This is a genomic window from Streptomyces sp. DI166 (assembly GCF_900091315.1).
In the GTDB taxonomy this organism is placed as follows: domain Bacteria; phylum Actinomycetota; class Actinomycetes; order Streptomycetales; family Streptomycetaceae; genus Streptomyces; species Streptomyces fuscus.
The window spans coordinates 1-21,177 of the sequence record NZ_FLSP01000080.1 but is presented as its reverse complement, the minus strand read 5'-3'; the positions used below and the strand labels follow the sequence as shown (position 1 = coordinate 21,177).

Annotated in this window: 20 protein-coding genes; 8 read left to right on the top strand and 12 right to left on the bottom strand. The window is 72.4% G+C overall.

Features of this window, described 5'->3' with window-relative positions:
* Nucleotides 1-23: 23 nt before the first annotated feature.
* Nucleotides 24-815, top strand: a complete 792-nt coding sequence (locus GA0115233_RS30425) for an N-acyl homoserine lactonase family protein (protein WP_176711996.1) — start codon at nt 24-26, stop codon at nt 813-815.
* Nucleotides 816-824: 9 nt separating this feature from the next.
* Here the strand turns inward: GA0115233_RS30425 and GA0115233_RS30420 are convergent, their stop codons facing one another.
* A complete protein-coding gene (locus GA0115233_RS30420; RefSeq protein ID WP_093723531.1) occupies nt 825-1,721 on the bottom strand; it encodes a LysR family transcriptional regulator ArgP in 897 nt (298 codons plus the stop codon).
* Nucleotides 1,722-1,790: 69 nt separating this feature from the next.
* On the opposite strand from GA0115233_RS30420, the gene GA0115233_RS30415 reads away from it, so the two are divergent.
* Together GA0115233_RS30415 and GA0115233_RS30410 are read left to right on the top strand one after the other, a co-directional pair.
* Nucleotides 1,791-2,405, top strand: coding sequence for a LysE/ArgO family amino acid transporter (locus tag GA0115233_RS30415; RefSeq protein WP_093723530.1), 615 nt, complete (start codon nt 1,791-1,793; stop codon nt 2,403-2,405).
* Between the two features lie 97 nt (nt 2,406-2,502).
* Nucleotides 2,503-3,774 carry an MFS transporter gene (locus tag GA0115233_RS30410; protein ID WP_093723529.1) on the top strand — a complete coding sequence of 424 codons (1,272 nt, stop codon included), beginning with the start codon at nt 2,503-2,505 and terminating at the stop codon, nt 3,772-3,774.
* A 10-nt stretch (nt 3,775-3,784) separates the two neighbouring features.
* On the opposite strand, the gene GA0115233_RS30405 is transcribed toward GA0115233_RS30410, so the two are convergent.
* From GA0115233_RS30405 to GA0115233_RS30395, 3 genes are all read right to left on the bottom strand, one after another.
* On the bottom strand, nt 3,785-4,237 hold the full coding sequence (locus tag GA0115233_RS30405) for a cyclic nucleotide-binding domain-containing protein (protein WP_093723528.1): 453 nt from the start codon (nt 4,235-4,237) through the stop codon (nt 3,785-3,787).
* Between the two features lie 266 nt (nt 4,238-4,503).
* A complete protein-coding gene (locus GA0115233_RS30400; protein ID WP_093723527.1) occupies nt 4,504-5,991 on the bottom strand; it encodes an aminotransferase class I/II-fold pyridoxal phosphate-dependent enzyme in 1,488 nt (495 codons plus the stop codon).
* Between the two features lie 46 nt (nt 5,992-6,037).
* Nucleotides 6,038-6,259, bottom strand: coding sequence for a hypothetical protein (locus GA0115233_RS30395; RefSeq protein WP_093723526.1), 222 nt, complete (start codon nt 6,257-6,259; stop codon nt 6,038-6,040).
* 146 nt (nt 6,260-6,405) lie between these two features.
* Here GA0115233_RS30395 and GA0115233_RS30390 point away from each other — a divergent pair, with 146 nt between their 5' ends.
* The 4 genes from GA0115233_RS30390 to GA0115233_RS30375 all read left to right on the top strand — a co-directional run bounded on the left by GA0115233_RS30390 (nt 6,406) and on the right by GA0115233_RS30375 (nt 9,077).
* Nucleotides 6,406-6,807 (top strand): ATP-binding protein, encoded by a 402-nt coding sequence (locus GA0115233_RS30390; protein WP_093723553.1) that lies wholly within the window; start codon nt 6,406-6,408, stop codon nt 6,805-6,807.
* A 67-nt stretch (nt 6,808-6,874) separates the two neighbouring features.
* Nucleotides 6,875-7,711: an ANTAR domain-containing protein gene (locus tag GA0115233_RS30385; protein WP_093723525.1), complete on the top strand. Its 837-nt coding sequence runs from the start codon at nt 6,875-6,877 to the stop codon at nt 7,709-7,711.
* Between the two features lie 87 nt (nt 7,712-7,798).
* Nucleotides 7,799-8,617 (top strand): DUF1206 domain-containing protein, encoded by an 819-nt coding sequence (locus GA0115233_RS30380; protein ID WP_255310409.1) that lies wholly within the window; start codon nt 7,799-7,801, stop codon nt 8,615-8,617.
* Between the two features lie 28 nt (nt 8,618-8,645).
* Nucleotides 8,646-9,077, top strand: coding sequence for a hypothetical protein (locus GA0115233_RS30375; protein WP_093723523.1), 432 nt, complete (start codon nt 8,646-8,648; stop codon nt 9,075-9,077).
* Between the two features lie 42 nt (nt 9,078-9,119).
* Here GA0115233_RS30375 and GA0115233_RS30370 read toward each other — a convergent pair whose 3' ends face one another.
* From GA0115233_RS30370 to GA0115233_RS30355, 4 genes are all read right to left on the bottom strand, one after another.
* Nucleotides 9,120-11,330: an FUSC family protein gene (locus GA0115233_RS30370; RefSeq protein WP_093723552.1), complete on the bottom strand. Its 2,211-nt coding sequence runs from the start codon at nt 11,328-11,330 to the stop codon at nt 9,120-9,122.
* 39 nt (nt 11,331-11,369) lie between these two features.
* Nucleotides 11,370-12,743: an NAD(P)/FAD-dependent oxidoreductase gene (locus tag GA0115233_RS30365; protein WP_093723522.1), complete on the bottom strand. Its 1,374-nt coding sequence runs from the start codon at nt 12,741-12,743 to the stop codon at nt 11,370-11,372.
* Between the two features lie 212 nt (nt 12,744-12,955).
* Nucleotides 12,956-13,387 (bottom strand): ATP-binding protein, encoded by a 432-nt coding sequence (locus tag GA0115233_RS30360; RefSeq protein WP_255310408.1) that lies wholly within the window; start codon nt 13,385-13,387, stop codon nt 12,956-12,958.
* Nucleotides 13,388-13,433: 46 nt separating this feature from the next.
* Nucleotides 13,434-15,344 (bottom strand): AMP-dependent synthetase/ligase, encoded by a 1,911-nt coding sequence (locus GA0115233_RS30355; RefSeq protein ID WP_093723520.1) that lies wholly within the window; start codon nt 15,342-15,344, stop codon nt 13,434-13,436.
* 151 nt (nt 15,345-15,495) lie between these two features.
* On the opposite strand from GA0115233_RS30355, the gene GA0115233_RS30350 reads away from it, so the two are divergent.
* The gene (locus tag GA0115233_RS30350) at nt 15,496-15,729 is read left to right on the top strand and encodes a DUF6480 family protein (protein ID WP_093723551.1); all 234 of its coding nucleotides are present in this window, start codon (nt 15,496-15,498) and stop codon (nt 15,727-15,729) included.
* 33 nt (nt 15,730-15,762) lie between these two features.
* On the opposite strand, the gene GA0115233_RS30345 is transcribed toward GA0115233_RS30350, so the two are convergent.
* The 4 genes from GA0115233_RS30345 to GA0115233_RS30330 all read right to left on the bottom strand — a co-directional run.
* A complete protein-coding gene (locus tag GA0115233_RS30345; protein WP_093723519.1) occupies nt 15,763-16,854 on the bottom strand; it encodes a glutamate--cysteine ligase 2 in 1,092 nt (363 codons plus the stop codon).
* A 106-nt stretch (nt 16,855-16,960) separates the two neighbouring features.
* Nucleotides 16,961-19,171 (bottom strand): 1,4-alpha-glucan branching enzyme, encoded by a 2,211-nt coding sequence (gene glgB, locus GA0115233_RS30340; RefSeq protein ID WP_093723518.1) that lies wholly within the window; start codon nt 19,169-19,171, stop codon nt 16,961-16,963.
* A 6-nt stretch (nt 19,172-19,177) separates the two neighbouring features.
* Entirely contained in the window at nt 19,178-20,545 is a 1,368-nt protein-coding gene (locus tag GA0115233_RS30335) for a maltokinase N-terminal cap-like domain-containing protein (RefSeq protein ID WP_093723517.1), read from the bottom strand.
* A gap of 57 nt (nt 20,546-20,602) precedes the next feature.
* Nucleotides 20,603-21,177 (bottom strand): alpha-glucosidase C-terminal domain-containing protein (locus tag GA0115233_RS30330; protein WP_176711995.1); only part of this gene is annotated, 575 nt, incomplete at its 5' end.

Genomic DNA, 21,177 nt, shown 5'->3' with positions numbered 1-21,177 from the left:
GCGGTACGGGGACGGTGGTGCTCGTGGCTGCGAAACTGAGAGTGACGGCCGTGGACGCGGGACCCTTCACCATGTCGAAGGGCGACCTCATGTACGGGGCGAGCGGCACCGTCACCATCCCGTCGACGGTGGCCGTCATCGAGCACGCCGACCACGGGCTGATCCTCTTCGACACCGGCATCAACCACCTGGTGGCCGACCCCGAGACCGCCGAAACCCACTGGGGCCCCGGCCTGCGCGAGGCGTACGGTGCCCAGGGCTTCACCCGGGAACACGCCGTCGACGCCCAGCTCGGGCGCCTCGGCCACCGCACCTCCGACATCGCCTACGTGATCTACTCCCACCTCCACCTCGACCACGCGGGCGGCATGGGCTACTTCCCCGACGCCGTGCACGTGGTCCAGCACGACGAACTGCGCCACGCCTGGTGGCCCGACCGCTGGACGGCACGCGGGTACGCGTACAACGACATCAGGGACACCCGCGGCTTCGACTTCCTCGAACTCGACGGTGACACCGACCTGTTCCTCGACGGCTCCGTGCGCGTGTTCCGCACGACCGGCCACACCCCCGGCCACCAGGGGATCGTGCTGGACCTGGACAACCAGGGCCGGATCGCCTTCCTCGGCGACGCCGCGCACCTCCAGGAGGCGCTGGAGGGGAACGTCCCCATGACCAGCGACTGGAACATCGAGCAGAAACTGCTCACCTACGGCCGCATCCGAGCCCTGGCACGGGCGGGCGTGCGCATCTTCCTGTCCCACGACCCCGACCACTTCGCCGCCCTCCCGCACGACGGCGCCGTCTGGGACTGACCCACCGCTTCAAGGGCGCAGCGCCCGCTCCGCCGTCCGCGCCGCCGCGTCCGCGACCGCGGCCAGTGCGGGGGAGTCCAGCTTCCACTGCTGCCAGTACAGCGGAACGTCCAGCGGCCGGTCCGGCGCGAGCGGGACCAGCCGCCCGGTGCGCAGCAGCTCCCCCGCCTGGATCTCCGGCACCATCCCCCAGCCGAGCCCGGCCCGCACGGCCGCCAGGAACCCCTCCGAGGTGGGGATCTGGTGCCGCACCGCCGCGCCCGCCTCCGGCCGCAGCCGTCGCAGGAACCGGTCCTGGAGTTCGTCACTGCGGTCGAAGGTCACCACCGGCGCACGCGGCAGCGTCCGCGACAGCGGCCCGTGAAGGAACCGCTCGGCGAAGTCCGGGCTCGCGGCGGCCAGGTACCGCATCTTCCCCAGCGGCCGCACCGAGCACCCGGCCACCGCCTCGGACGCCGAGGTCACCGCCGCCATCACCAGCCCCTCCCTGAGCAGCGCCGCCGTATGCGCCTCGTCCTCCCGGCGCAGCTCGAAGCAGAGCCGGGGCTCGGCCGGTACGGCGGTGAGGGCGTCGAGGAACCAGGTCGCCAGCGAGTCGGCGTTCACCGCGACCGACACCCGCGTCGCCTCCTCCTCGGCGCCGCCCATGCCCAGCTCGGCGCGCGCGTCCCGCTCCAGCCGGGCGAGCTGCCGGGCGAACCGGACCACGACCGCGCCGGACTCGGTGGGCCGCACCGGCTTGGAGCGCACCAGCAGCACGCGCCCGGTGCGCTGTTCGAGGGCCTTGACCCGCTGGCTGACCGCCGACGGCGTCACGTGCAGGGCGGCCGCCGCCGCGTCGAACGTCCCCTCGTCCACCACCGCGAGCAGGGTCCGCACCTGGTCCAGGGGAAGCTCCGAAACCATCACGAGTGCTAATGGTACGTAAGAATCTTTAGCTGCACACATGATCCAGGCGTCCCTAACGTCGACACCATGTCCACCGCACTCGCCACGGCCGCCGCCGGATTCGGCACCGGTCTCTCGCTCATCGTCGCCATCGGCGCCCAGAACGCCTTCGTCCTGCGCCAGGGGATCCGCCGCGACGCGGTCCTCGCCGTCGTCGGCATCTGCGCCCTGTCCGACGTCGTCCTGATCGCGCTCGGGGTCGGCGGCGTCGGGGCGGTGGTCGTGGCCTGGCCCGCGGTGCTGACCGTGGTCGGCTGGGTCGGCGGCGCGTTCCTGATCGCCTACGGGCTGCTCGCCGCCCGGCGCGTGTTCCGCCCCGAGGGCGCGCTGAAGGCGGACGGGGAGGCGGCGGGCTCACTGCGCCGGGCGGTGCTCACCTGCCTCGCCCTGACCTGGCTCAACCCGCACGTCTACCTCGACACCGTCTTCCTGCTCGGCTCCATCGCCGCCGACCGGGGCGAGCTGCGCTGGACCTTCGGGCTCGGTGCCGCCGTCGCCAGCCTCTGCTGGTTCGCCGCGCTCGGCTTCGGCGCCCGGCTGCTGAGCCCCTACCTGGCCCGCCCCGTCGCCTGGCGGATCCTGGACGGCCTGGTCGCCGCCACCATGCTCGTGCTCGGGGTGACGCTGATCGCCGGCAGCTGAGCCGACCCCCAACGCCCGGCGGGCGGTGCCATGGTGAATCCTGGTCCGGAAAAGTTGTACTGGGCAACCAGCCTTGCGCCGAGCCACCAGGACCCCCGTGGACACCGAAGAACAGCAGACACCGCCCGCCCGGCCCCGGCGCGGCCCGCGCCGCTGGACCATGGACACCCGCCCGCTGCGCCGCCCCGCCTACCGGCGGCTGTGGTCCTCGACGATCGTCACGGCGATCGGCAGCCAGCTCACCGCCGTCGCCGTGCCCAAGCAGATCTACGACATCACCGGCTCCTCCGCCTGGGTGGGCTACGCGAGCCTCGCCGGACTGCTGCCGCTGGTGGTGTTCGCCCTGTGGGGCGGGGCGGTCGCCGACAGCATGGACCGGCGCAGACTGCTGCTGATCACCAACTCCGGCATCGCCGTCACCTCGGTGCTGTTCTGGCTCCAGGCGGTCTCGGGCCTGGACTCGGTGCCGGTCCTGATGCTCCTGCTCGCCGCCCAGCAGGCGTTCTTCGGCCTGAACTCCCCGGCCCGCAACGCCTCCATCGCCCGGCTCGTCCCGGCCGACGAACTCGCCGCCGCGAACGCCCTCGGCTCGACCGTCATGCAGACCGGCCTGGTCGCCGGGCCCCTGCTGGCCGGTGCCCTCATCCCCGTGATCGGCCTGCCGGAGCTGTACCTCCTCGACGCGCTCGCGCTGTGCGTCACCGTGTGGGCGGTGCACCGGCTGCCCGCGCTGCCGCCGCTGGGGGAGACCAAGCGCCGGGCCGGGGTGCGGGAGATCGGCGCCGGGTTCCGCTACATCGCCCTGCACAAGGTGCTGCTGCTGTCTTTCCTCGCCGATGTCATCGCCATGGTGCTCGGCATGCCCCGCGCCCTGTTCCCGCAGCTCGCCGCCGAGACCTACGGCTCCTACGGCGAGGGCCTCGCGCTCGGCCTGCTGTTCGCGGCGATCCCGGTCGGGGCGGTGCTGGGCGGGCTGTTCTCCGGCACCTTCTCCCGGGCCCGGCGGCACGGCTGGATGGTGATCGGCGCCGTCGTCGCCTGGGGCCTGGCCATTGCCGGGTTCGGGCTGAGCCGCAGCCTCTGGGTCGCGGTGGCGTTCCTGATCGCGGCCGGGGTGGCCGACATGGTGTCCATGGTGTTCCGCGGCGCCATCCTGCTGTCCGCCGCCACCGACGAGATGCGCGGCCGGATGCAGGGCGTGTTCACGGTCGTCGTCGCGGGCGGCCCCCGGCTCGCGGACGTGCTGCACGGCACCGCCGGTTCCGCCTTCGGCGCCCGGCAGGCGGTCGCGGGCGGCGGTCTGCTGGTCGTGGCGGCGATGCTCGTGCTCGCCCTCACGGTCCCCGCGTTGCGCCGCTACCGCGTCTGACCTCCGGTGCCTACAGCGCGCTGTGCCGGTGCCGGTACTGCTCCAGCAGCTTGCCGCGGGTGGCCTCCAGGCGGTACGCGAGGATCTCGGCGACCTGGCGCAGCAGGATCATCCCCAGGTGCTGGTCCTCGTCGCACAGCCGCCGTACGGCCGCCGCGTCGAACTCGTAGGCCCGCACCGGGCTGAACGCCTCCGCGCCGAAGTCCCACTCGTACGGCGGGAACAGCCAGGACCACCCGAGCAGGTCGCCGGCGCCGAGCGTGGCCACGGTGACCCGTTGCAGGGAGGTGACCTGCTGGTCGAGGGAGACGGCGCCGGAGCGGATCACCCAGAAACGGTCGGCGATTCCGCCCGCCTCGAAGATCCGGGCGTCCTCCGGGAAGGAGACCTCCCTCGCCAGCGCCATCAGCCGCTCTCGCTGCGGCGGTGGAAGGGCGGGCAGCAGTTTCGTCGCTTTGGTCATGACACGGGGCTCCTCGCCGGCGTCGGGGTTCCGGGGCTTTCCCTACGCCCATTTCAGCCGTTGTCGGCGGGTAGGGCACCTCGGCGGACTACAGAACCGGTGGAGATTTCCCTGGGCATGTAAAAGCCCTGGCTGGACGGGGGAAGCCAGCCAGGGCCGTATGCGGGGTACGGGGGACGGTTGCGTCAACCCCGCGACCACGTTGTATGAACCGTAAACCATTTTTGGTGCTGGTGAGAAATCGCCACCGGGTCAAGTGACCTGATTCACTCCGCGGGGTCCGCCTCGGCCGCCGTCACCCGGATCGTGGCCAGATGCGGATCGCTCGGGTCCGGAAGATTCATGCCCGCGTCCCGGCCGCTGAGCAGATACCGCAGTACCGGCTCGGTGAGCCGTTCCCCGGGCAGGACGACCGGGATGCCCGGCGGATACGGCGTGATCATCTCCGCCGCGATCCTCCCGGCCGCCTCCTCGGCCGGTACGTCCTCGGCGGGGCCGAAGAACGCGTCCCGCGGCATCCGCACCTGTTCCAGCCGGAGTTGGCCGGGTCCGGGCACCTCCACCCCGGGAACCGGGCGCAGCCCGGACGCGGCCCCCGCCAGGTCGGTCAGCGCGGCGAGCAGTTCGCCCGTGGTCTCCTCGTCGTCCCCGTGCGTGATCTGCACCCCGAGCCGCCGGTGGTCGCTGAGGTGCACGTCGATCTCCCGGTACTGCCGCAGCCAGTCCGCCGCCCGGTACCCGGAGATGCCGAGCCCGTCCACGTCGATCATCACGATCAGCGGGTCGAGATCGTGGGCGAGTCCGGGACCGCAGAAGTCGTCCCGGCCGTTCACGTGCATGCCGTCCAGCGCCTCGACGGACTCCCGCACCCGGGCCGCCCGTTCCAGCGCCCCGCCCATCACCTCCTTGCCGCGCAGCGCCATCTGCCGCCGCCAGCCGTCCAGACCGGCGTAGATCAGCACCGAGGGACTGGTGCTGCCGAGCAGGTCCGCGCGCGTCTTCAGCACCTGCGGCGGCACCAGATCGCCCTGGAGGTGGAAGACGGAACCCTGTTCGAGCCCGCTGCCCATCTTGTGCACGCTGGTCACGCAGATGTCGGCGCCCGCGTCCATCGCCCACGTGGGCAGATCGGGGTGGAACGGCAGGTGCGCGCCCCACGCCTCGTCCACCACCAGCGGCCGCCCCCGCCGGTGGCAGACCTCGGCCAGGGCCCGCAGATCCGCGCAGGTGCCGTACGGCGTCGGGCTGGTGACCAGGGCGCCCTTGGCGCCGGGATGCGCGTCGAAGGCCCGCTCGAAGTCGTCCGGGGACGGCGGATGCGCCAGCTGCCGCTCGGTGTCCCAGCTCGGCTCCACCCACACCGGCTCGATCCCGGCCAGGATCAGCCCCGACACCACCGACTTGTGGGCGTCCCGCCCGATCAGCAACGGCTCGTGCGGTCCGGCCACCGACAGCATCGCGGCCTTGACGGACAGGGAGGAGCCACAGGTGGTGAAGAAGGTGTGGTCGGCGTGGACCACGTCCGCCATCAGCTCCTCGGCCCGCTGGAGCACCTGGCCCCGGGTGAGCCGGTCGTCAAGACCGCCCGACGCCAGCACGTCCCCGAGGAACACCGCGTCGCCGAGCACCTCCCGTACGGCCGGGTCGGCCCCGCGCGCCTGTTTGTGGCCGGGCGGCGAGAACGCCGTCCGTCCCTTGCGGTGGTACTCCGTCAACGCCTCCAGCACCGGCGCCCGCGCATGGTCGTCCTTCATGCCACGCCGGGTTCCCGGCTTGAGGACGTCGAATCCGGCCTTCCGCTCAGGGCTCCTCCGTATGCGTCCCCGGCGTCAGAATCTCGTCCAGCACCCCGAGCACGACCTCGTACGCGAGCATCCGTACGGCGGCCTCGCGGGCGCCGTCCGGGTCGCTGGAGCGCAGGCCGAAACTCCGGGTCCGCCAGGTCCGCTCCTCCTGCCGGGCCCAGGCGCGGGCGCGCTGCATGCGGCGGAGCAGTTCGTCCGAGTCCACGACTTCGGTCATGGGTCCCGCGTACCCAGGTACGGCCGGTTCGCGCAGGCTCGGCGGCGCCGGGAGGTTTGACCGGCCGTTCGAGGGCGACCAGACAGAAGAGAGGCCCGTGGCGCCCGGAACGTCGCGAACGATCCACCCCTACACGGAGTCCCATGATGCGCGGGGAGCACCTGACACCACCTGTACGCGCGCCCGCCGAGGCACGCAGGGCCGTCGCCTGCGCGGTCGCCGAGCACTGCAGGGCCACCGGCACGCCCTGCGACGCCGGGGCCGTCCAGGACGCGCTGCTCGTCGCCTCGGAACTCACCACCAACGCGATCCTGCACGGCGGCGGGATCACCGACTTCCGCGTGGACCTGGTCGAACCCGGGGTCCGCGTCTCGGTCAGCGACCGCAGCGAACGGCTGCCGAGGACCACCGCACCCGACGACCACCGCGTGCACCACCGCTTCGGCGGCCACGGCTGGCCCATCGTGTGCCGCCTCGCCACCGACGTCGAGGTGGCGGTGCTGCCCGCGGGCGGCAAGCGGATCAGCGCGCTCGTCCCCCTCGACTGACCTGCCCCGGGTGTGAACCGCGCCGACGGGGGTACCCGGCGCAGTTCACGTCCGACCGAGGAGTCCGATGACAGAACCCGATCCAGATTCCGAGCGCACCGAACTGGCACGGCTGCGGGCCGAGGTGCGCGATCTGCGCGCCCGCGCGGTGACCCACCCGCTGATCGCCCACGCCCAGGGCATCGTCCAGGAGCGTTACGCCCTGCCCGACTCGGACAGCGCCTTCGCGCTCATCCGCCGGGCCTCCCAGCAGCGCAATGTCCGTATGCACACCCTCGCCGAGGCCCTGGTGACCCTGCCCCGGCCCGACGAGCGCGCGGGCCTGTGGTTCCCGCGCCGCACCCGCACCACCGAACCGCCCCTGACCTTCCCCGCCGCCCGCGCCACCGGTACCGGCACCCGCAGCGCGGTTCTGTCGGCCGTACTGAGCCAGACGCTCTCGGTGCTCCAGACCCCGATGGGCAATGTGCAGATCGCCGACCGCGCCCGGGGCGGGCTGCGCCTGGAGAGGCACACCGGGCTCAGCGACGAGTTCGTGGACTTCTTCGCGCACGTCGGTGCCGTGGGCACCTCCTGCGGGCAGGCCGCCGTGAACGTTGCCCAGATCACCGTCCCGGATGTGGCGACCGATCCGCTCTTCACCGACCGGGCCCGGGAGATGGTCCTCGCCGAGGGCAGTGTCTCCTGCCACAGCGTGCCGCTGACCACCGCGGGCGGCCTGTGCGTCGGGATGGTCTCCGGCCACCTCGACCACCGGATCGCGCCCCTGACGGCGGCCGAGACCAAGGCCCTGGACGTGGTCGGCGCCGAGGCGGGCCGCTGGCTCGCCTGGCACCAGCGCACCGTGGTCGTGGACGCCCTGGAGCACCTGCACGCCCTGGGGCGGAGCAACGGGCGCCGCTGAACCGCGCCTCTGCCGCCGATCCGGCAGGTGAGTCCGGCCCGAACCTGGGCATTCGGTGTCCGGGAGGTCGAGATGAACCTGAGCATCATGGCGGGGCCGGGCCGCACACCGGCCCAGCCGAAGGCGGCGGCGCCGGCCACCGAGGCCGCCGCACGGGCCGGACTGGCCGCACAAGGAGTGATCTACCTGCTGGTGGGTCTGCTGGCCCTCCAGGTCGCCTTCGGGCGGCGGGAGGCCCAGGCGGACCAGCAGGGCGCCCTGGCCACGCTCTCGGACCAGCCGTTCGGCGCCGTCCTGCTGTGGGCCCTCGGGATCGGCCTCGTCGGCATGGCCCTGTGGCGGCTCTCCGAGGCCGTCTTCGGCGGCGCCGGCCCGGACGGACGCAAGCCCCACATGCGGCTGCTCGCCCTCGGCAGGTGCCTGTTCTACTCCTTCGTGGCGTACTCCGTACTGCGCTTCACGGTGAGCGGCGACGGCGGCGGCTCCGGCGACGAGAAGTCCCGGGACGCCACCGCCACCGCCCTCGACCTGCCCGCCGGACGCTGGCTCGTCGCCGTGGGCGGCGCGGTGATCGTCGTCGCGGGCGTGTGGATCGGCGTCCAGGCGGTGCGGCGGACGTACCGCGAGACACTCAAGACGGGCGAGATGTCCCCGGCCGGACGCCGGCTGGCCGACGTGACCGGCATCGGCGGGGGAGTGACCCGCGGACTGCTCTTCGCCGCGATCGGCACCTTCGCCGTCCAGGCGGCCGTCAAGCACCGGTCCGACGAGGCGAAGGGCCTCGACGACACCCTGCGCACCTTCGCCGACACCGCGCTCGGCCCCTGGCTGCTGGCCGTGGTCGCCCTCGGCCTGGTGCTGTTCGGCGTGTTCTCCTTCGTCCTGGCTGCCCGGCGGCGTGTCTGAGACTCCGCGTACGGGGAACGCGGGGACCATGAGCGACTACGAGCTTCCGCCCGACGGCCGGCCCGTGGACATCTATCTCGGCCTGCTGCGTTCGCGGATGGACACCGAGGAATTCCTGCGCCTGCTCGACGTGGTCGAGCCGGTCCTGCGCGCCATCGAGGAACGACGCCTCCCGCCCTCCGAGATCGCCCTGGAGGGCGAGGGCGCCGAGGCACTGCCCCTGGAGATACGCGACGAGGCCGCCCTGGTCATCGCCGCCGCCGTCACCGGCCGCCTCGACAACGAGGTCGTCGAGATCGACCTCGGCGAAACCGGCTCGGTGCGCCTGGTCACCGATGCCGCCACCGCCGCGGACCCGGTCCGGCTGGGCGAGATCGCGACCTACATCCAGGAACGCCGTCACGACGACGAGGAACTGCGCGGCATCGCGGCGGTCAGCGGCCTGCCGACGGACTTCTGACCGTCTGCCGACGGCCTGCTGAGCCATGGCGCGCCGCCCCGGCTACCCGGCCCGCGCCTTCTCCTCCTTCCCCACCGGCACCTCCAACGGCCGCGCCAGCCCCATCACCGACTCGTCCAGCCGCTGCAGATGCCGCAGCACCCGGTCCGTCACCCTGCCGTAGCGGGGGCTGCCCGGGAGCTGGGGTTCCAGGAGCGAGGCGATGCTCGGGCCGGTCTGGACGCGGGCCTTGGCCCGGTCGTCGGCGAGGTGCGCGGCGATGGCCTCGATGTTCGTGGCGATCCGGCGCCCGGCGCCGCGCAGGCGGGGGTCCGCGGCGATCGAGGGGTGGGTGGGCAGCAGTTCGGCGGTCGCCGCCAGCGAGCGGGCGTGGTAGGCCGACGTCTCCAGCAGGGCCACCACATAGCGGGCCGTGTCGCGGCGGGCGCGCAGCGGGGTGACCGGGTGGGTCAGGGGCTTCGTGGCCGACCGCAGATCCGCCAGCGCCTGGTCCAGCTCGCGGGCCTGGTCCAGCAGTTCCACCGGCGGGCCGCCGCTGAGCTGGTCCACCGCCGTGGTCGTGACCTCCCGCAGCCGGTCCAGCACGTCCACCAGCAGGTCGTTGGTCCGCCGGTCCGTCGCCACCGGCAGCACCACCGCCGCCGCGAACACCCCGCACGCCGCCCCCAGAGCGGTCTCCCCGATCCGCAGCACCAGCACCGACAGGCTGTAGGTGTGCAGCAGCGTGTACAGCAGCCCCAGCGCGGCCGTGACGAAGAACGACATCAGCGTGTACGACAGGGGCGCCACGTAGAACATCAGGAACACGAACAGCAGCACCAGCGCGAACGCCGTCCAGGTGTGGTGCCCGACCGCACCCGCCAGCACGATGCCCGCGACCACCCCGAGCACCGTGCCGAGCAGCCGCCGGTAGCCCTTGACCAGGATCTCGCCGGTGGAGGAGGTGTTCACGAACACGATCCAGCACGTCAGCACCGCCCAGTACCAGCGGTGACTGGACAGCAGCTCCCCGCCCACGATGGCCATCGACGAGCCCACCGCCACCTGTACGGCGGCCCGTGTGGTCGGCCGCCGCAGCCCCGTCGGCTCCTCCACCGGGGTCTCCTCCGCGGCGTCGATGGCCGCGTCCTCGGCGTCCAGCTCCTCCCGGGAGCGGGCCGTGGACGGCGTGTCGTCCGACTCGTCCTGCGGCCCGTCGAGCGCGATCCGCAGCCCCAGCACCGCCCGCGCGGCCTCCCCGACCCCGCGGAAGACGTCCTGCACGGGCGGCGCGGCAGCGGGCAGGTTCTCCTCCTCGCGGTACGACAGCAGCCGGTTGCGCACCTGGGCCAGCCCCGCCCCGCCCGGGCGCCGTACGAGCACACGCAGCGCCCGCAGATCCCGCCGCAGCGCCTCCACGCCCCGGTCCCGCACCGGTAGCCGCCCGGCCTCCGGCACGGGCGCGCCGGGCAGATGCAGCGTCAGCGTGTCCGTCCGCTCGGCGCTGCGCGCGGTCAGCAGGAGCAGCCCGAGCCGTTCGGCGGCGATCTCCGCGTCCGCCACCCGTCGCTGCAGCAGCCGCGCCGTGTGCTCGTCGCCGGTGCCCTCCTCCAGCCGCCCCTGGATCAGCAGCGCCGTCTCGTGCAGCCGCGCATTGCCCTCCCGTACGTTCGCCAGCGCCCGGTCCGCGTCCGCCGGCCCCGCGTCCAGCAGCTCCAGCTGTGCCGCCACCAGCTGGGCGAACCGGGCCCGGAACGCCTCCCGCAGCCGCTCCAGCACCCCCGTCGGGGCCTGCGGCACCAGCGCGAACCGCACCACGGCACTGCACACCACGGCCGTGGTGACGACCGCGCACAGCACCCCCAGCTCCTCGACCGTGACGCCGACGAACAGCGACACGAAGTACAGCTGGAACCCGAACAGCCCGAGTGCCGTGCCGCGGTCCCCGAACCGGCGCCCGTAGACGGCGAGGAAGATCAGCGCGACGAAGAACAGGTCACCGGCGACCACACGGTCGTGCAGCAGCGCGGCCAGACACACACAGGCGAGCGCCACCGGCAGCCCCAGCGCCAGCGTGACGGCCTGGGCGCGCCGCTCCCGCTCCCGTACGGCGAAGTTGGAGACCATCGACGCCATGGCGCCCGCGACCAGATGCGGCACCGACGCCCCGAACAGGACGAGCACCACCAGGGTGAGCACGATGGAGGCCACCGTGCGCAGGCCCGAGGCCAGCCGCAGCAGCCCCGGATCCGATGCCGCGATCCGGTCGCGCAGCCGCGCCCACCGCGAACCCGCGCCCACCCGGACCCGTGCCTATCCCCGGCCCTCCGCGCCCGTGACGTGCTCGCGAAGCTGCTCGGGGGTGAGATACGCGTCGGTGTACTCGAAGTCCTTCAGCTTGGCGGGCCTGCGCGCCTGGAAGCCGGTGCGCACGAAGTCGTCGCCCGCGATCGCGTTGAGCATCCAGTTCGTCAGCACCCGCGTCTTGGCGACATTGGTGCGCAGCGCCGACCAGTGGTAGCCGCGCGCCACGAGCTGGGCGGGCAGCCCGTGCAGTTCCACCCCGAGCGGCTTGGACACCGCGTCCGCGCCGCCGAGGTCCACGACGAGCCCGAGGTCCCTGTGCTCGTACGGCTGCACCGGCCCGCCCCGCAGCGAGGCGATGACGTTGTCGGCGGCCACCTTCGCCTGCCGCATCGCGTGCTGCGCGGTGGGCGGGCAGACGGCGTCCTCGCCGGGCTTGGCCAGGTCCGGCACGGCCGCCGCGTCGCCGAGCGCGAACACCCCGTCCCGCCCCGGCAGGGCCAGCTGCGGGGTCACCGCGAGCCGTCCGCGGATCGTCTCCTCGCCGAGCGTGGCGATGAGCGGGCTGGCGACCACCCCGGCCGTCCAGATCAGGGTGCGGGTGGGCACCACCCGGCCGTCGGTGAAGGTGACCTCCTCCGCGCCGGCCTTCGCGATGGACACCCCGAGCGAGATCTCGATACCGCGCCGGCGCAGGATCTCCTGGGCCTCCCGGCCGAGCTTGTCGCCGAGCTCCGGCATCAGCTTCGGCGCGATGTCGATGAGATGCCACTTGATCAGCGCCGGGTCCAGCCGCGGGTACCGCTTGACCGCGTTGTGGGTGAGCTGCTGCAGACAGGCCGCGGTCTCGGTGCCCGCGTAGCCGCCGCCGACCACCACGAACTGCAGCCGCGCCGCCCGCTCGTCCGGGTCGTGGCTGGCGTCGGCCAGGTCGAGCTGGGCGATGACGTGGTCACGGATGTAGGCGGCCTCGGCGAGCGTCTTCATGCCGTACGCGTGGTCCGTCAGGCCCGGGATGTCGAAGGTGCGGGTGATGCTGCCGGGGGCCAGCACGATGTAGTCGTAGCGCTCGTTGACGATCTCGTCGGTGATCGTGCGGATCACGCACACCTTGGCGTCCAGGTCGACGCCGATCGCGCCGCCCGGAATGATCCGGGTGCGGTACCGCTTGCTGCGGCGCAGGGACAGCGCGATCGACTGGGGCGTCAGCACGCCGGAGGCGACCTGGGGCAGCAGCGGGAGGTAGAGCTGGTAGGCGAACGGTGTCACCAGGGTGACGTCGGCCTCGTGGGCGGCGAGCCTGCGCTCCAGGCGGCGCACGCACCCCACGCCGGCGAAGCCTGCGCCGACCACCAGGATCCTGGGTCGTGTCACGGTGTTCATCCCTTCTGCGGCTCCGGGCGGTCTGCTTCGGCGTCGCTCGCCTGCCCCGGGTCACTGCCTCGCACCCCTTCGATCCCACCGCGCCCCCGGCCGCTCCGCCAGTCGGGTGCGGCAGGCAGATGAACGACGACTTCGAGCCAACTCGCCTGTTCCGGCCACCTTGCCCCACAAGAACCACACCCACACCCGGTTCGCCGAAGTCGGCCACCGGCTCACCAGGGCAGGAACGCGTGCACGTCCTTGCCGCGCTCGTGCGTGATGACCCCGACCTGATTGCTGAGGGACTGCACCAGGTACCAGCCGATGCCCCGCCCGCCGCGCCCGGGATCGAACGACCGCGCCACCGGCGCCTCCTGGCTGGTGTCCCGCAGGATCACATGCACCCCGTCGAAGGCACGGCGCAGCCGCAGTTCGAACGGGCCGGGCGCGTACTCCACGCTGTTCGCCGCCAGTTCCGTGACCACCAGCAGGATGTCGTCGTAGTGGTCCGGTGAGGTGGGGGGCAGGACCCGTGTGAGGTCCCGCAGAAACGCCTCGGCCGCCAACCGTGCCTCGGTCACGTCCCCGAGCGCGCCGGTGAAGCGGACGAGACGGTCCGCGATCTCCTGTGCACCCAATGCGTCGTCGTCCGTCTCTCCCCCCAACCTCTGACGATGTCCGGCTTCCCCGCTCGCCGAGGTCTACGCACGTTCACCTGAAGACGTTGTCGGAGTCGTCCCACACCGCGGGCTCGTCCGGCGCCGGATCCCGCCTGGTTCTCGCCCGCGCCTGGTACATGGCGTCGATCTCCAGCGCGTAGCGCTCCACGATCGCGTCCCGGCGCAGCTTCATGGACGGCGTCAGCAGCCCGTTGGCGACGTCGAAGGGCTCCGGCAGCACCCGGAACACCCGGATCGACTCCGACCGCGACACGGTGCTGTTGGCGGCGGCCACGGCCCGGGCGACCTCCTCGCGCAGCGCGTTCTCCTCGCGGGCGTCCCGCGCGTCCCGGCCGCGCGGATCGGGGCGCGGCTCCAGCGTGCCGCGCCAGTACGCCAGGAAGTCCGGGTCCAGGGTGATCAGCGCCCCCACACAGGGACGGCCGTCGCCCACGACCACCGCCTGGTGGATCAGCGGATGCATCCTCAGGCGCTGTTCCAGCGCGGCCGGGGCGACGGACTTGCCGTTGCTGGTGATGATCACGTCCTTCTTCCGGCCCGTGATCGTCAGATAGCCGTCGGAGTCCAGCACCCCGAGGTCACCGGTGGCCAGCCAGCCGCCGCGCAGCGCGTTGCGGGTCGCCGCGTCGTCGTTGACGTAGCCCTGGAACACCGACGGCCCGCGCACCAGGATCTCCCCGTCGTCGGCCACCCGCAGATCCATGCCGGGCAGCACCTTGCCCACCGTCCCCGACTTCTCCCGGCCCGGCGGCTGCGCGGTGACCCCGCCGGCCGTCTCGGTGAGCCCGTACCCGTCGTTGAGGTAGATCCCGATGCCCTCGAAGAACAGGGCTATCTCCCGGTGCAGCGGCGTGCCCCCGGACGAGGCACGGCGCACCCGGCCGCCGAGCGCCCCCCGCAGCCCGCGGTACACCGTGCGCTCGTACAGGGCGTGCTGGAGCCGCAGATCGAAGCCGGGCCCCGGCCCCTCGCCGAGCCGGTGCCGCTCCGAGGCCAGCGCGAAGTCCCGCGCCGTGCCCGCCGCCCGCTCGAACAGCGCGCCGCGCCCCGACTCCCGGGCGGCGCGCATGAAGCCCTTGTAGATCCGCTCGTAGACCGACGGGACCGCGCAGAAGTACGTCGGCCGGAACGTCCGCAGCGCCTCTCCGAGCGCCTCTCCGCCCGGGTCGCCGTGGTGGCCCATCAGGATCCCGCCGCGGACGCACAGCCCCTGCACCATCAGCCCGTACACATGGGAGAACGGCAGGAAGGCGAGGACGGACGCCTGTTCGCCCGGCGGTACCACCTGGTGCCCCCAGCCCGCCAGCAGCGTGTCGCACGGGGCGGCCAGGTTCCGGTGGCTCAGCGCACAGCCGAGCGGGCGGCCGGTGGAGCCGGAGGTGTAGGAGATCACGGCCGTGGAGTCAGGCAGCACGATCCGGCGCAGGGAGTCGACGGTGGTGGCCGGCACCACCTCGCCGCGCGCCACCAGATTGTCCAGCGCGCCCGCGTCCAGCTGCCACACGTGCCGCAGCATCGGCAGCGAGGCGCACACCGAGCCGACGGTCATCACCGCCTGTTCGTCCTCCACCACCACGCCCACACAGGCGGCGTCCCGCAGGATCCACTCCACCTGGTCGCGGGAGGCCGTCGGGTACACCGGGACGATTTCGGCGCCCACCGCCCACAGGGCGTAGCTGAGCACCGTCCACTCGTAGCGGGTACGGGCCATGAGGGCCACCCGATGGCCCGGCGAGATCCCGGAGGCGACCAGGCCCTTGGCCAGGTCCACCACCGTGTCCCGCAGCTCCACCGCGCTGATCTCCGTCCACTCGGCGGAGCCCGGCACACGGCGTGCGAGGACCGGCAGTGTCGGTTCGAGCCTGGCGCGCTCGAAGACACTGTCGGCGAGGCCGCCGACCGGCGGCGCGGCGATGGAGGGAGCCAGGGCGAAGTCGCGCATGCGCAGCTCCTGATGTGTACGGGGTGTGACGCCACCGACGAGCAGGGTTATCGGCGGTGCTCGAATCTAGCCGAGGTACGAGCGAACCGTGCCCGAATCCGACAAGCCGAAGACCCTGATGATCTCTTGGGTTTCGGGGGACCCGGAAGACATGAGCCATGTGAACCCTGATCCGGAACCCGAACGCACCACCGGCCTGGAGCCCGGCGGGTCGGTACCGCCGGGCGAAACCCCGCCGGCCGAGAGCAGCCTGCCGGAGGCGGGCCCCCGGGAGACCCACAATCCGCCCACGGGCTGGGCCAGGACCCCGCTCCTGCTGATCCTGGCCCTCGCCGTCCTGATCGCGGCCTTCTTCCTGGTCTACGCGATCGTCCTCGCCGTATGAGCGGCGCCCGCACCCGGCGCCCGCTCGGCGTCCTCACTCCTGGGTGCGTCGCACGCACTCGGTGACGACCTCCCGCAGGCTGCCGGTGCGCCGCAGCAGTTCGCGCTGCGTGCGGGCGCCGTTGCCGCGGGCCAGCAGATGCGCGACCCTGGCCCGCGCGGTCTCCAGGTCGCCGGTCTCCTCCAGCGCGTCCGCGACATGGTCCAGCAGCGCCCGTACGACGACCGGCGCCGGTGTGCTGCGCATGGTCACCGGGTGCAGCAGGGTGTCGTCGAGACCGGCGCGCGCGGCCTGCCAGGCGGCCAGCCGCAGCACGCTCACCCCGTGCGCCGCCGGGGGCACCCCGGCCCGCCACTCGCGCGCCGCCGTCTCCACCAGACCGCGCGCCAGAGTGGCGATCAGCACGGGCGTGTCGGCGTGCAGACAGATGTCCGAGACCCGGATCTCCACCGTCGGGTAGTTCCGTGACAGCCGGGCGTCGAAGTAGACCATCCCCTCGTCCAGGATCACCCCGGTGTCGACCATGCTCGCCACCACCTCGCGGTACCGCTCCGGCGACCCGAACACCTCGGTCGGGCCCGCCGAGGGCCAGCGCTGCCAGACCCGGCTGCGGTAGCTGGCGTACCCGGTGTCCGTGCCCTGCCAGAACGGCGAGTTGCAGCTCAGCGCCGAGATCACCGACAGCCACGGCCGCATCCGGTCGATGACCGCCACGCCCTCCTCGTCGGAGTCGACGGCCACATGCACATGGCAGCCGAGGACGAGCTGTTCCCGGGTGGCGATGCCGTACTGCTCGTCCATCCACTGGTAGCGCTGATGCGCGCCCACGCTCGGCCGGACCGGCAGCGGGGAGGTGGCCAGCGCCGCGACCGCGCAGCCGATCTCACCCGCGTGCCGTGCCGCCTCCTTGCGGCAGCGGACGATCTCCCTGCCCAGAGCGTCCATGTCCGACTGCGGAGCGGTCGCGTACTCCAGCATCTGCTCGTGCAGTTCCTTCTCGAACACATCCCGCCCGTCCGCGTTGTCCAGCGCGGCGCGGGCGACGATCGCGGCGGACAGCGGCCGCGGATCACCCGTCTCCGGGTCGACCAGGAGGATTTCCTCCTCCACTCCGACGGTGCGCACCTGAGGCACCCCTTCTGTGGCCCGATGCGAGGACGACGAGGGATTCGCCGTACGCCCCGACTGCCCCTTTCAGGGCATTCGGACACCTCGCACCGGGCCGCTGGACTCAGCAGGGGTACGGCGTCAGCCAGACCGTGGCCAGTGGGGGCAGAGTGATCCGGATGCCGTCCTCCTCCGGCTTGATCGGCCCGGGGTTGGTGATATCACCGCCGCCGTAGCGGGCCGCGTCCGTGTTGAGGGTCTCCTCCCACACCGGCCCGTCCTCGGGTACCCAGATCCGGTAGTCGTCCCGCACGACGGGGGAGAAGTTCGACACCGCGAGCAGGGGCGTGCCGTCGACCGCGTACCTGAGGAAACCGAAGACGTTGTCGTCCGCCGCGTCCCCGATCACCCAGCGGAAGCCGCCCGGGTCGGTGTCCCGCTGCCACAGCGCCGGGGTCGCCCGGTAGGCGGAGTTGAGATCACGCACCAGATCCCGCACACCCCGGTGGTCGGCCTCCGCGCCGTACTGCGGATCCAGCAGCCACCAGTGCGGGCCCTCCGGCTCGGACCACTCGGCCCCTTGCGCGAACTCCTGCCCCATGAAGAGCAGTTGTTTGCCGGGGTGGGCCCACATGAAGCCCAGATAGGCGCGGTGATTGGCGCGTTGCTGCCACCAGTCGCCGGGCATCTTCGACACCAGCGCCTGCTTGCCGTGGACGACTTCGTCATGGGAGATCGGAAGAACGTAGTTCTCGCTGTAGGCGTACACCATCGAGAAGGTCATCTCGTTGTGGTGGTACTTGCGGTGCACCGGCTCGTGCGAGATGTACCCCAGCGAGTCGTGCATCCAGCCCATGTTCCACTTCAGGCCGAAGCCGAGCCCGCCGCTGTCGGTCGGCCGGGTCACCCCCTCCCATGCGGTGGACTCCTCCGCGATCGTCACCACGCCCGGCGCCCGCCGGTACACGGTGGCGTTCATCTCCCGCAGGAAGGCCACCGCGTCCAGATCCTCGCGCCCGCCGTACACGTTCGGGGCCCACTGGCCGGAGTCACGGGAGTAGTCCAGGTAGAGCATCGAGGCGACCGCGTCCACCCGCAGCCCGTCGATGTGGAACTCCTCGCACCAGTACACGGCGTTGGCGACGAGGAAGTTGCGCACCTCCACCCGCCCGAAGTCGAACTCGTACGTCCCCCAGTCCGGGTGCTCCGCGCGCCGCGCGTCCCCGGGCTCGTACAGCGGCTCCCCGTCGAAGCGGGCCAGCGCCCAGTCGTCCTTCGGGAAGTGCGCCGGCACCCAGTCCATGATCACGCCGATCCCGGCGCGGTGCAGCGAGTCGATCAGGAACTTGAAGTCGTCCGGTGTGCCCAGCTTCGCCATCGGCGCGTAGAACCCGGTGATCTGGTAGCCCCAGGAGCCGGAGAAGGGGTGATGGGCGACCGGCATGAACTCCACATGCGTGAAACCGAGATCCCGCACATACGCCGGCAGCACCTCGGCCAGCTCGCGGTAGGAGAGTCCGGGCCGCCAGGACGGCAGATGCACCTCGTACACCGAGAACGGCGCCACATGCACCGGCACGTCCCCGCGGTGCGCCATCCACTCCGCGTCGCCCCACTCGTAGCGCGAGGAGTGCACGATCGACGCGGTGTCCGGCGGCACCTCCGCGTACCGCGCCATCGGGTCGGCCTTGAGGAAGCGGTGCCCGTGCCGGGAGTGGATCTCGAACTTGTACTTCGTCCCCTCCGCGACCCCGGGCAGGAACAGCTCCCACACACCCGACGCGCCGAGGGAGCGCATCGGGAACGCGGTGCCGTCCCAGTACGTGAAGTCCGCCGCAACCCGCACGCCCTGCGCGTTCGGCGCCCACACCGTGAACCGGGTACCGGCCACACCCTGATGGACCATCGGCTCGGCACCGAGCGCCCGCCACAACTGCTCGTGCCGCCCCTCCCGGATCAGATGCAGGTCCAGCTCACCGAGCGCGGGCAGGAAGCGGTACGGGTCCTCGACCTCGTGCTCCCCGTCCTCGTACGCCACCAGCAGCTTGTACGCCGGGATCTTCCGCCGCCGGGGCAGTACGCCGGAGAAGAGGCCGTCGCCCTCGGAGACCAGCGGGATCCGCTTGCCGTCGACCACCACGCTCACCGCCCGCGCGAACGGGCGCAACGCCCGGACCGCGACCCCGCCCGGGACCACATGGGCCCCGAGCAGCGCGTGCGGATCATGATGCGCGCCGGCCAGCAGCCGACCGCGGTCGGCAGGGTCCAGCGGCGGCGCCGTCCCGCGCCGGGCGGCGCTGGTCGGCTGGGGCAGCGTGGTGTCACGCAGGGCCATGGGGGGTCAGCCTCCTCGTACGGCGAGTCGTTCGATCGCCGCCATCGGCACGGGCAGCCAGTCCGGGCGGTGTCTGGCTTCGTACAGCACTTCGTAAACGGCACGGTCGGTCTCGTAGGCGCGCAACAGACCGTGTTTCTTGCGGGGGTCCCACCCCGCGGCGGACGCGTAGCCCGCGCAGAAGGACTCCCGGCAGCGGCGGGCCCACTCGGGCCGCCACGGGCGGCGCTGACGCGCCGCGTAGTCGAAGGAGCGCAGCATTCCGGCGATGTCCCGCACCGGGGAGTGCGGGCTGCGCCGCTCGGCCAGCGGACGCGACGGCTCGCCCTCGAAGTCGATGACGAACCACTCGCGTCCGGCGCGCAGCACCTGGCCCAGGTGCAGATCGCCGTGGATGCGCTGGGCGGGCGGGCCGGAGTCGCAGGTGGTGAGCGTCCCGAACGCGGTCCGCAGGCCCGCGACAAACGGCCGCAGCGCGGGCACACAGTGCGCCGCGGCGTCCAGCCGCTCGGTCATGGCCGCCGCCGTACGGTCGTTCTCGTGTGCCGCCTCGCAGGGGAACGCCGAGGCCAGCGCGAGGTGGACCTCGGCGGTGGCCCGGCCCAGCTGGTGTGCCTCGGCGGTGAAGTCGTCACCGGAGGCGAGCGCCTGGAGCGCCAGTGCCCAGCCGTCGGTGGCGTTCGGCAGGAACGGCTGGAGCACCCCGAGGGTGGCCTCCCACGGGCGGGTGGTGCGGAACCAGGACACGGGCGCGGGCACCCGCGCACAGCCCTGCCGGGCCAGCGCCCCCGGCACCTCCAGATCCGGGTTGACGCCCGGCTGGATGCGCCGGAACACCTTCAGCACGAAGGCGTCGCCGTACACCAGCGAGGAGTTGGACTGCTCGGCGTCCATCAGCCGCGGTGTGAGCCCCGGCGGGACCGGTACGGAGAAGCAGGACTCGAAGCGCAGCGGACCGGCCGACCCGGGGTGCCGGAGCCGGTCGAACAGCATCTGCGCGGAGCGGAGGTCCTGGAGTGCGTCGTAGACCGTCAGCCCGGCCAGCGGGCCCTCCTCGGCCCGTCCGATGAGACTGCGGCCCAGGCGCGGGGAGGGGTGCTCCCGCACGCCCAGCAGGAGTTGGTAGCAGTCGCCGGCCGGTGGCGCGGTGGTGCCGCCGGGCGCGGGCACGGGGACGTGGCCGGCGTGGATCAGCAGATGCATACAGCCGGGGAACAGCTCGGTCATGGACAGCAGGGCCAGGTCCGTGACGGGCCGGTCCTTGCCCGCGAACCACCGCTGCCGCGGCAGCCACTGACGCAGCAGACCGCCTAGCGAGACCATGATGTCGGCGACGGCCGGGGGGCTCGGCCTGAGTGGTGCGGTCTTCGTCATGGTGACGCGTCCTTTCGTCGGCACACGCTCAAGGGCACACGTGCAAGGGGCAGACGCTCAGTGACGGCGGCCGATCCGGGAGGCGACTCGGGAGAGCCGGAACCAGTAGAAGCCGTGACCGCCCAGGGTGAGCAGGTACGGCAGTTCGCCGATGGCCGGGAAGCGGACCCCGCCGAACAGTTCGACCGGGTGCCGCCCGTCGAATTCGCGCAGGTCGAGCTCGGTGGGCTGGGCAAAACGGGAGAAATTGTTCACGCACAGAACAAGATCGTCCTCGTACTCGCGCAGGAACGCCAGGACCGCCGGGTTGGAGGACGGGAGTTCGGTGAAGGAGCCGAGTCCGAAGGCGGGGTTCTGCTTGCGGATCTCGATCATCCGGCGGGTCCAGTGCAGCAGCGAGGACGGCGAGGCCATGGACGCCTCGACGTTCGTCACCTGGTGGCCGTAGACCGGGTCCATGATCGTGGGGAGGTAGAGCCGCCCCGGGTCGGCCGTGGAGAAGCCGGCGTTGCGGTCGGGGGTCCACTGCATGGGGGTGCGGACGGCGTCGCGGTCGCCGAGCCAGATGTTGTCGCCCATGCCGATCTCGTCGCCGTAGTAGAGGATCGGCGAGCCGGGCAGGGAGAGGAGCA

Excerpts from the sequence above, each read along its gene's own strand:
- GA0115233_RS30420 (WP_093723531.1), bottom strand. The coding sequence starts at position 1,721 with ATGGTTTCGGAGCTTCCCCTGGACCAGGTGCGGACCCTGCTCGCGGTG.
- GA0115233_RS30415 (WP_093723530.1), top strand. The coding sequence starts at position 1,791 with ATGTCCACCGCACTCGCCACGGCCGCCGCCGGATTCGGCACCGGTCTC.
- GA0115233_RS30405 (WP_093723528.1), bottom strand. The coding sequence starts at position 4,237 with ATGACCAAAGCGACGAAACTGCTGCCCGCCCTTCCACCGCCGCAGCGA.
- GA0115233_RS30400 (WP_093723527.1), bottom strand. The coding sequence starts at position 5,991 with ATGAAGGACGACCATGCGCGGGCGCCGGTGCTGGAGGCGTTGACGGAG.
- GA0115233_RS30395 (WP_093723526.1), bottom strand. The coding sequence starts at position 6,259 with ATGACCGAAGTCGTGGACTCGGACGAACTGCTCCGCCGCATGCAGCGC.
- GA0115233_RS30390 (WP_093723553.1), top strand. The coding sequence starts at position 6,406 with ATGCGCGGGGAGCACCTGACACCACCTGTACGCGCGCCCGCCGAGGCA.
- GA0115233_RS30385 (WP_093723525.1), top strand. The coding sequence starts at position 6,875 with ATGACAGAACCCGATCCAGATTCCGAGCGCACCGAACTGGCACGGCTG.
- GA0115233_RS30380 (WP_255310409.1), top strand. The coding sequence starts at position 7,799 with ATGGCGGGGCCGGGCCGCACACCGGCCCAGCCGAAGGCGGCGGCGCCG.
- GA0115233_RS30375 (WP_093723523.1), top strand. The coding sequence starts at position 8,646 with ATGAGCGACTACGAGCTTCCGCCCGACGGCCGGCCCGTGGACATCTAT.
- GA0115233_RS30365 (WP_093723522.1), bottom strand. The coding sequence starts at position 12,743 with ATGAACACCGTGACACGACCCAGGATCCTGGTGGTCGGCGCAGGCTTC.
- GA0115233_RS30355 (WP_093723520.1), bottom strand. The coding sequence starts at position 15,344 with ATGCGCGACTTCGCCCTGGCTCCCTCCATCGCCGCGCCGCCGGTCGGC.
- GA0115233_RS30350 (WP_093723551.1), top strand. The coding sequence starts at position 15,496 with ATGAGCCATGTGAACCCTGATCCGGAACCCGAACGCACCACCGGCCTG.
- glgB (WP_093723518.1), bottom strand. The coding sequence starts at position 19,171 with ATGGCCCTGCGTGACACCACGCTGCCCCAGCCGACCAGCGCCGCCCGG.
- GA0115233_RS30335 (WP_093723517.1), bottom strand. The coding sequence starts at position 20,545 with ATGACGAAGACCGCACCACTCAGGCCGAGCCCCCCGGCCGTCGCCGAC.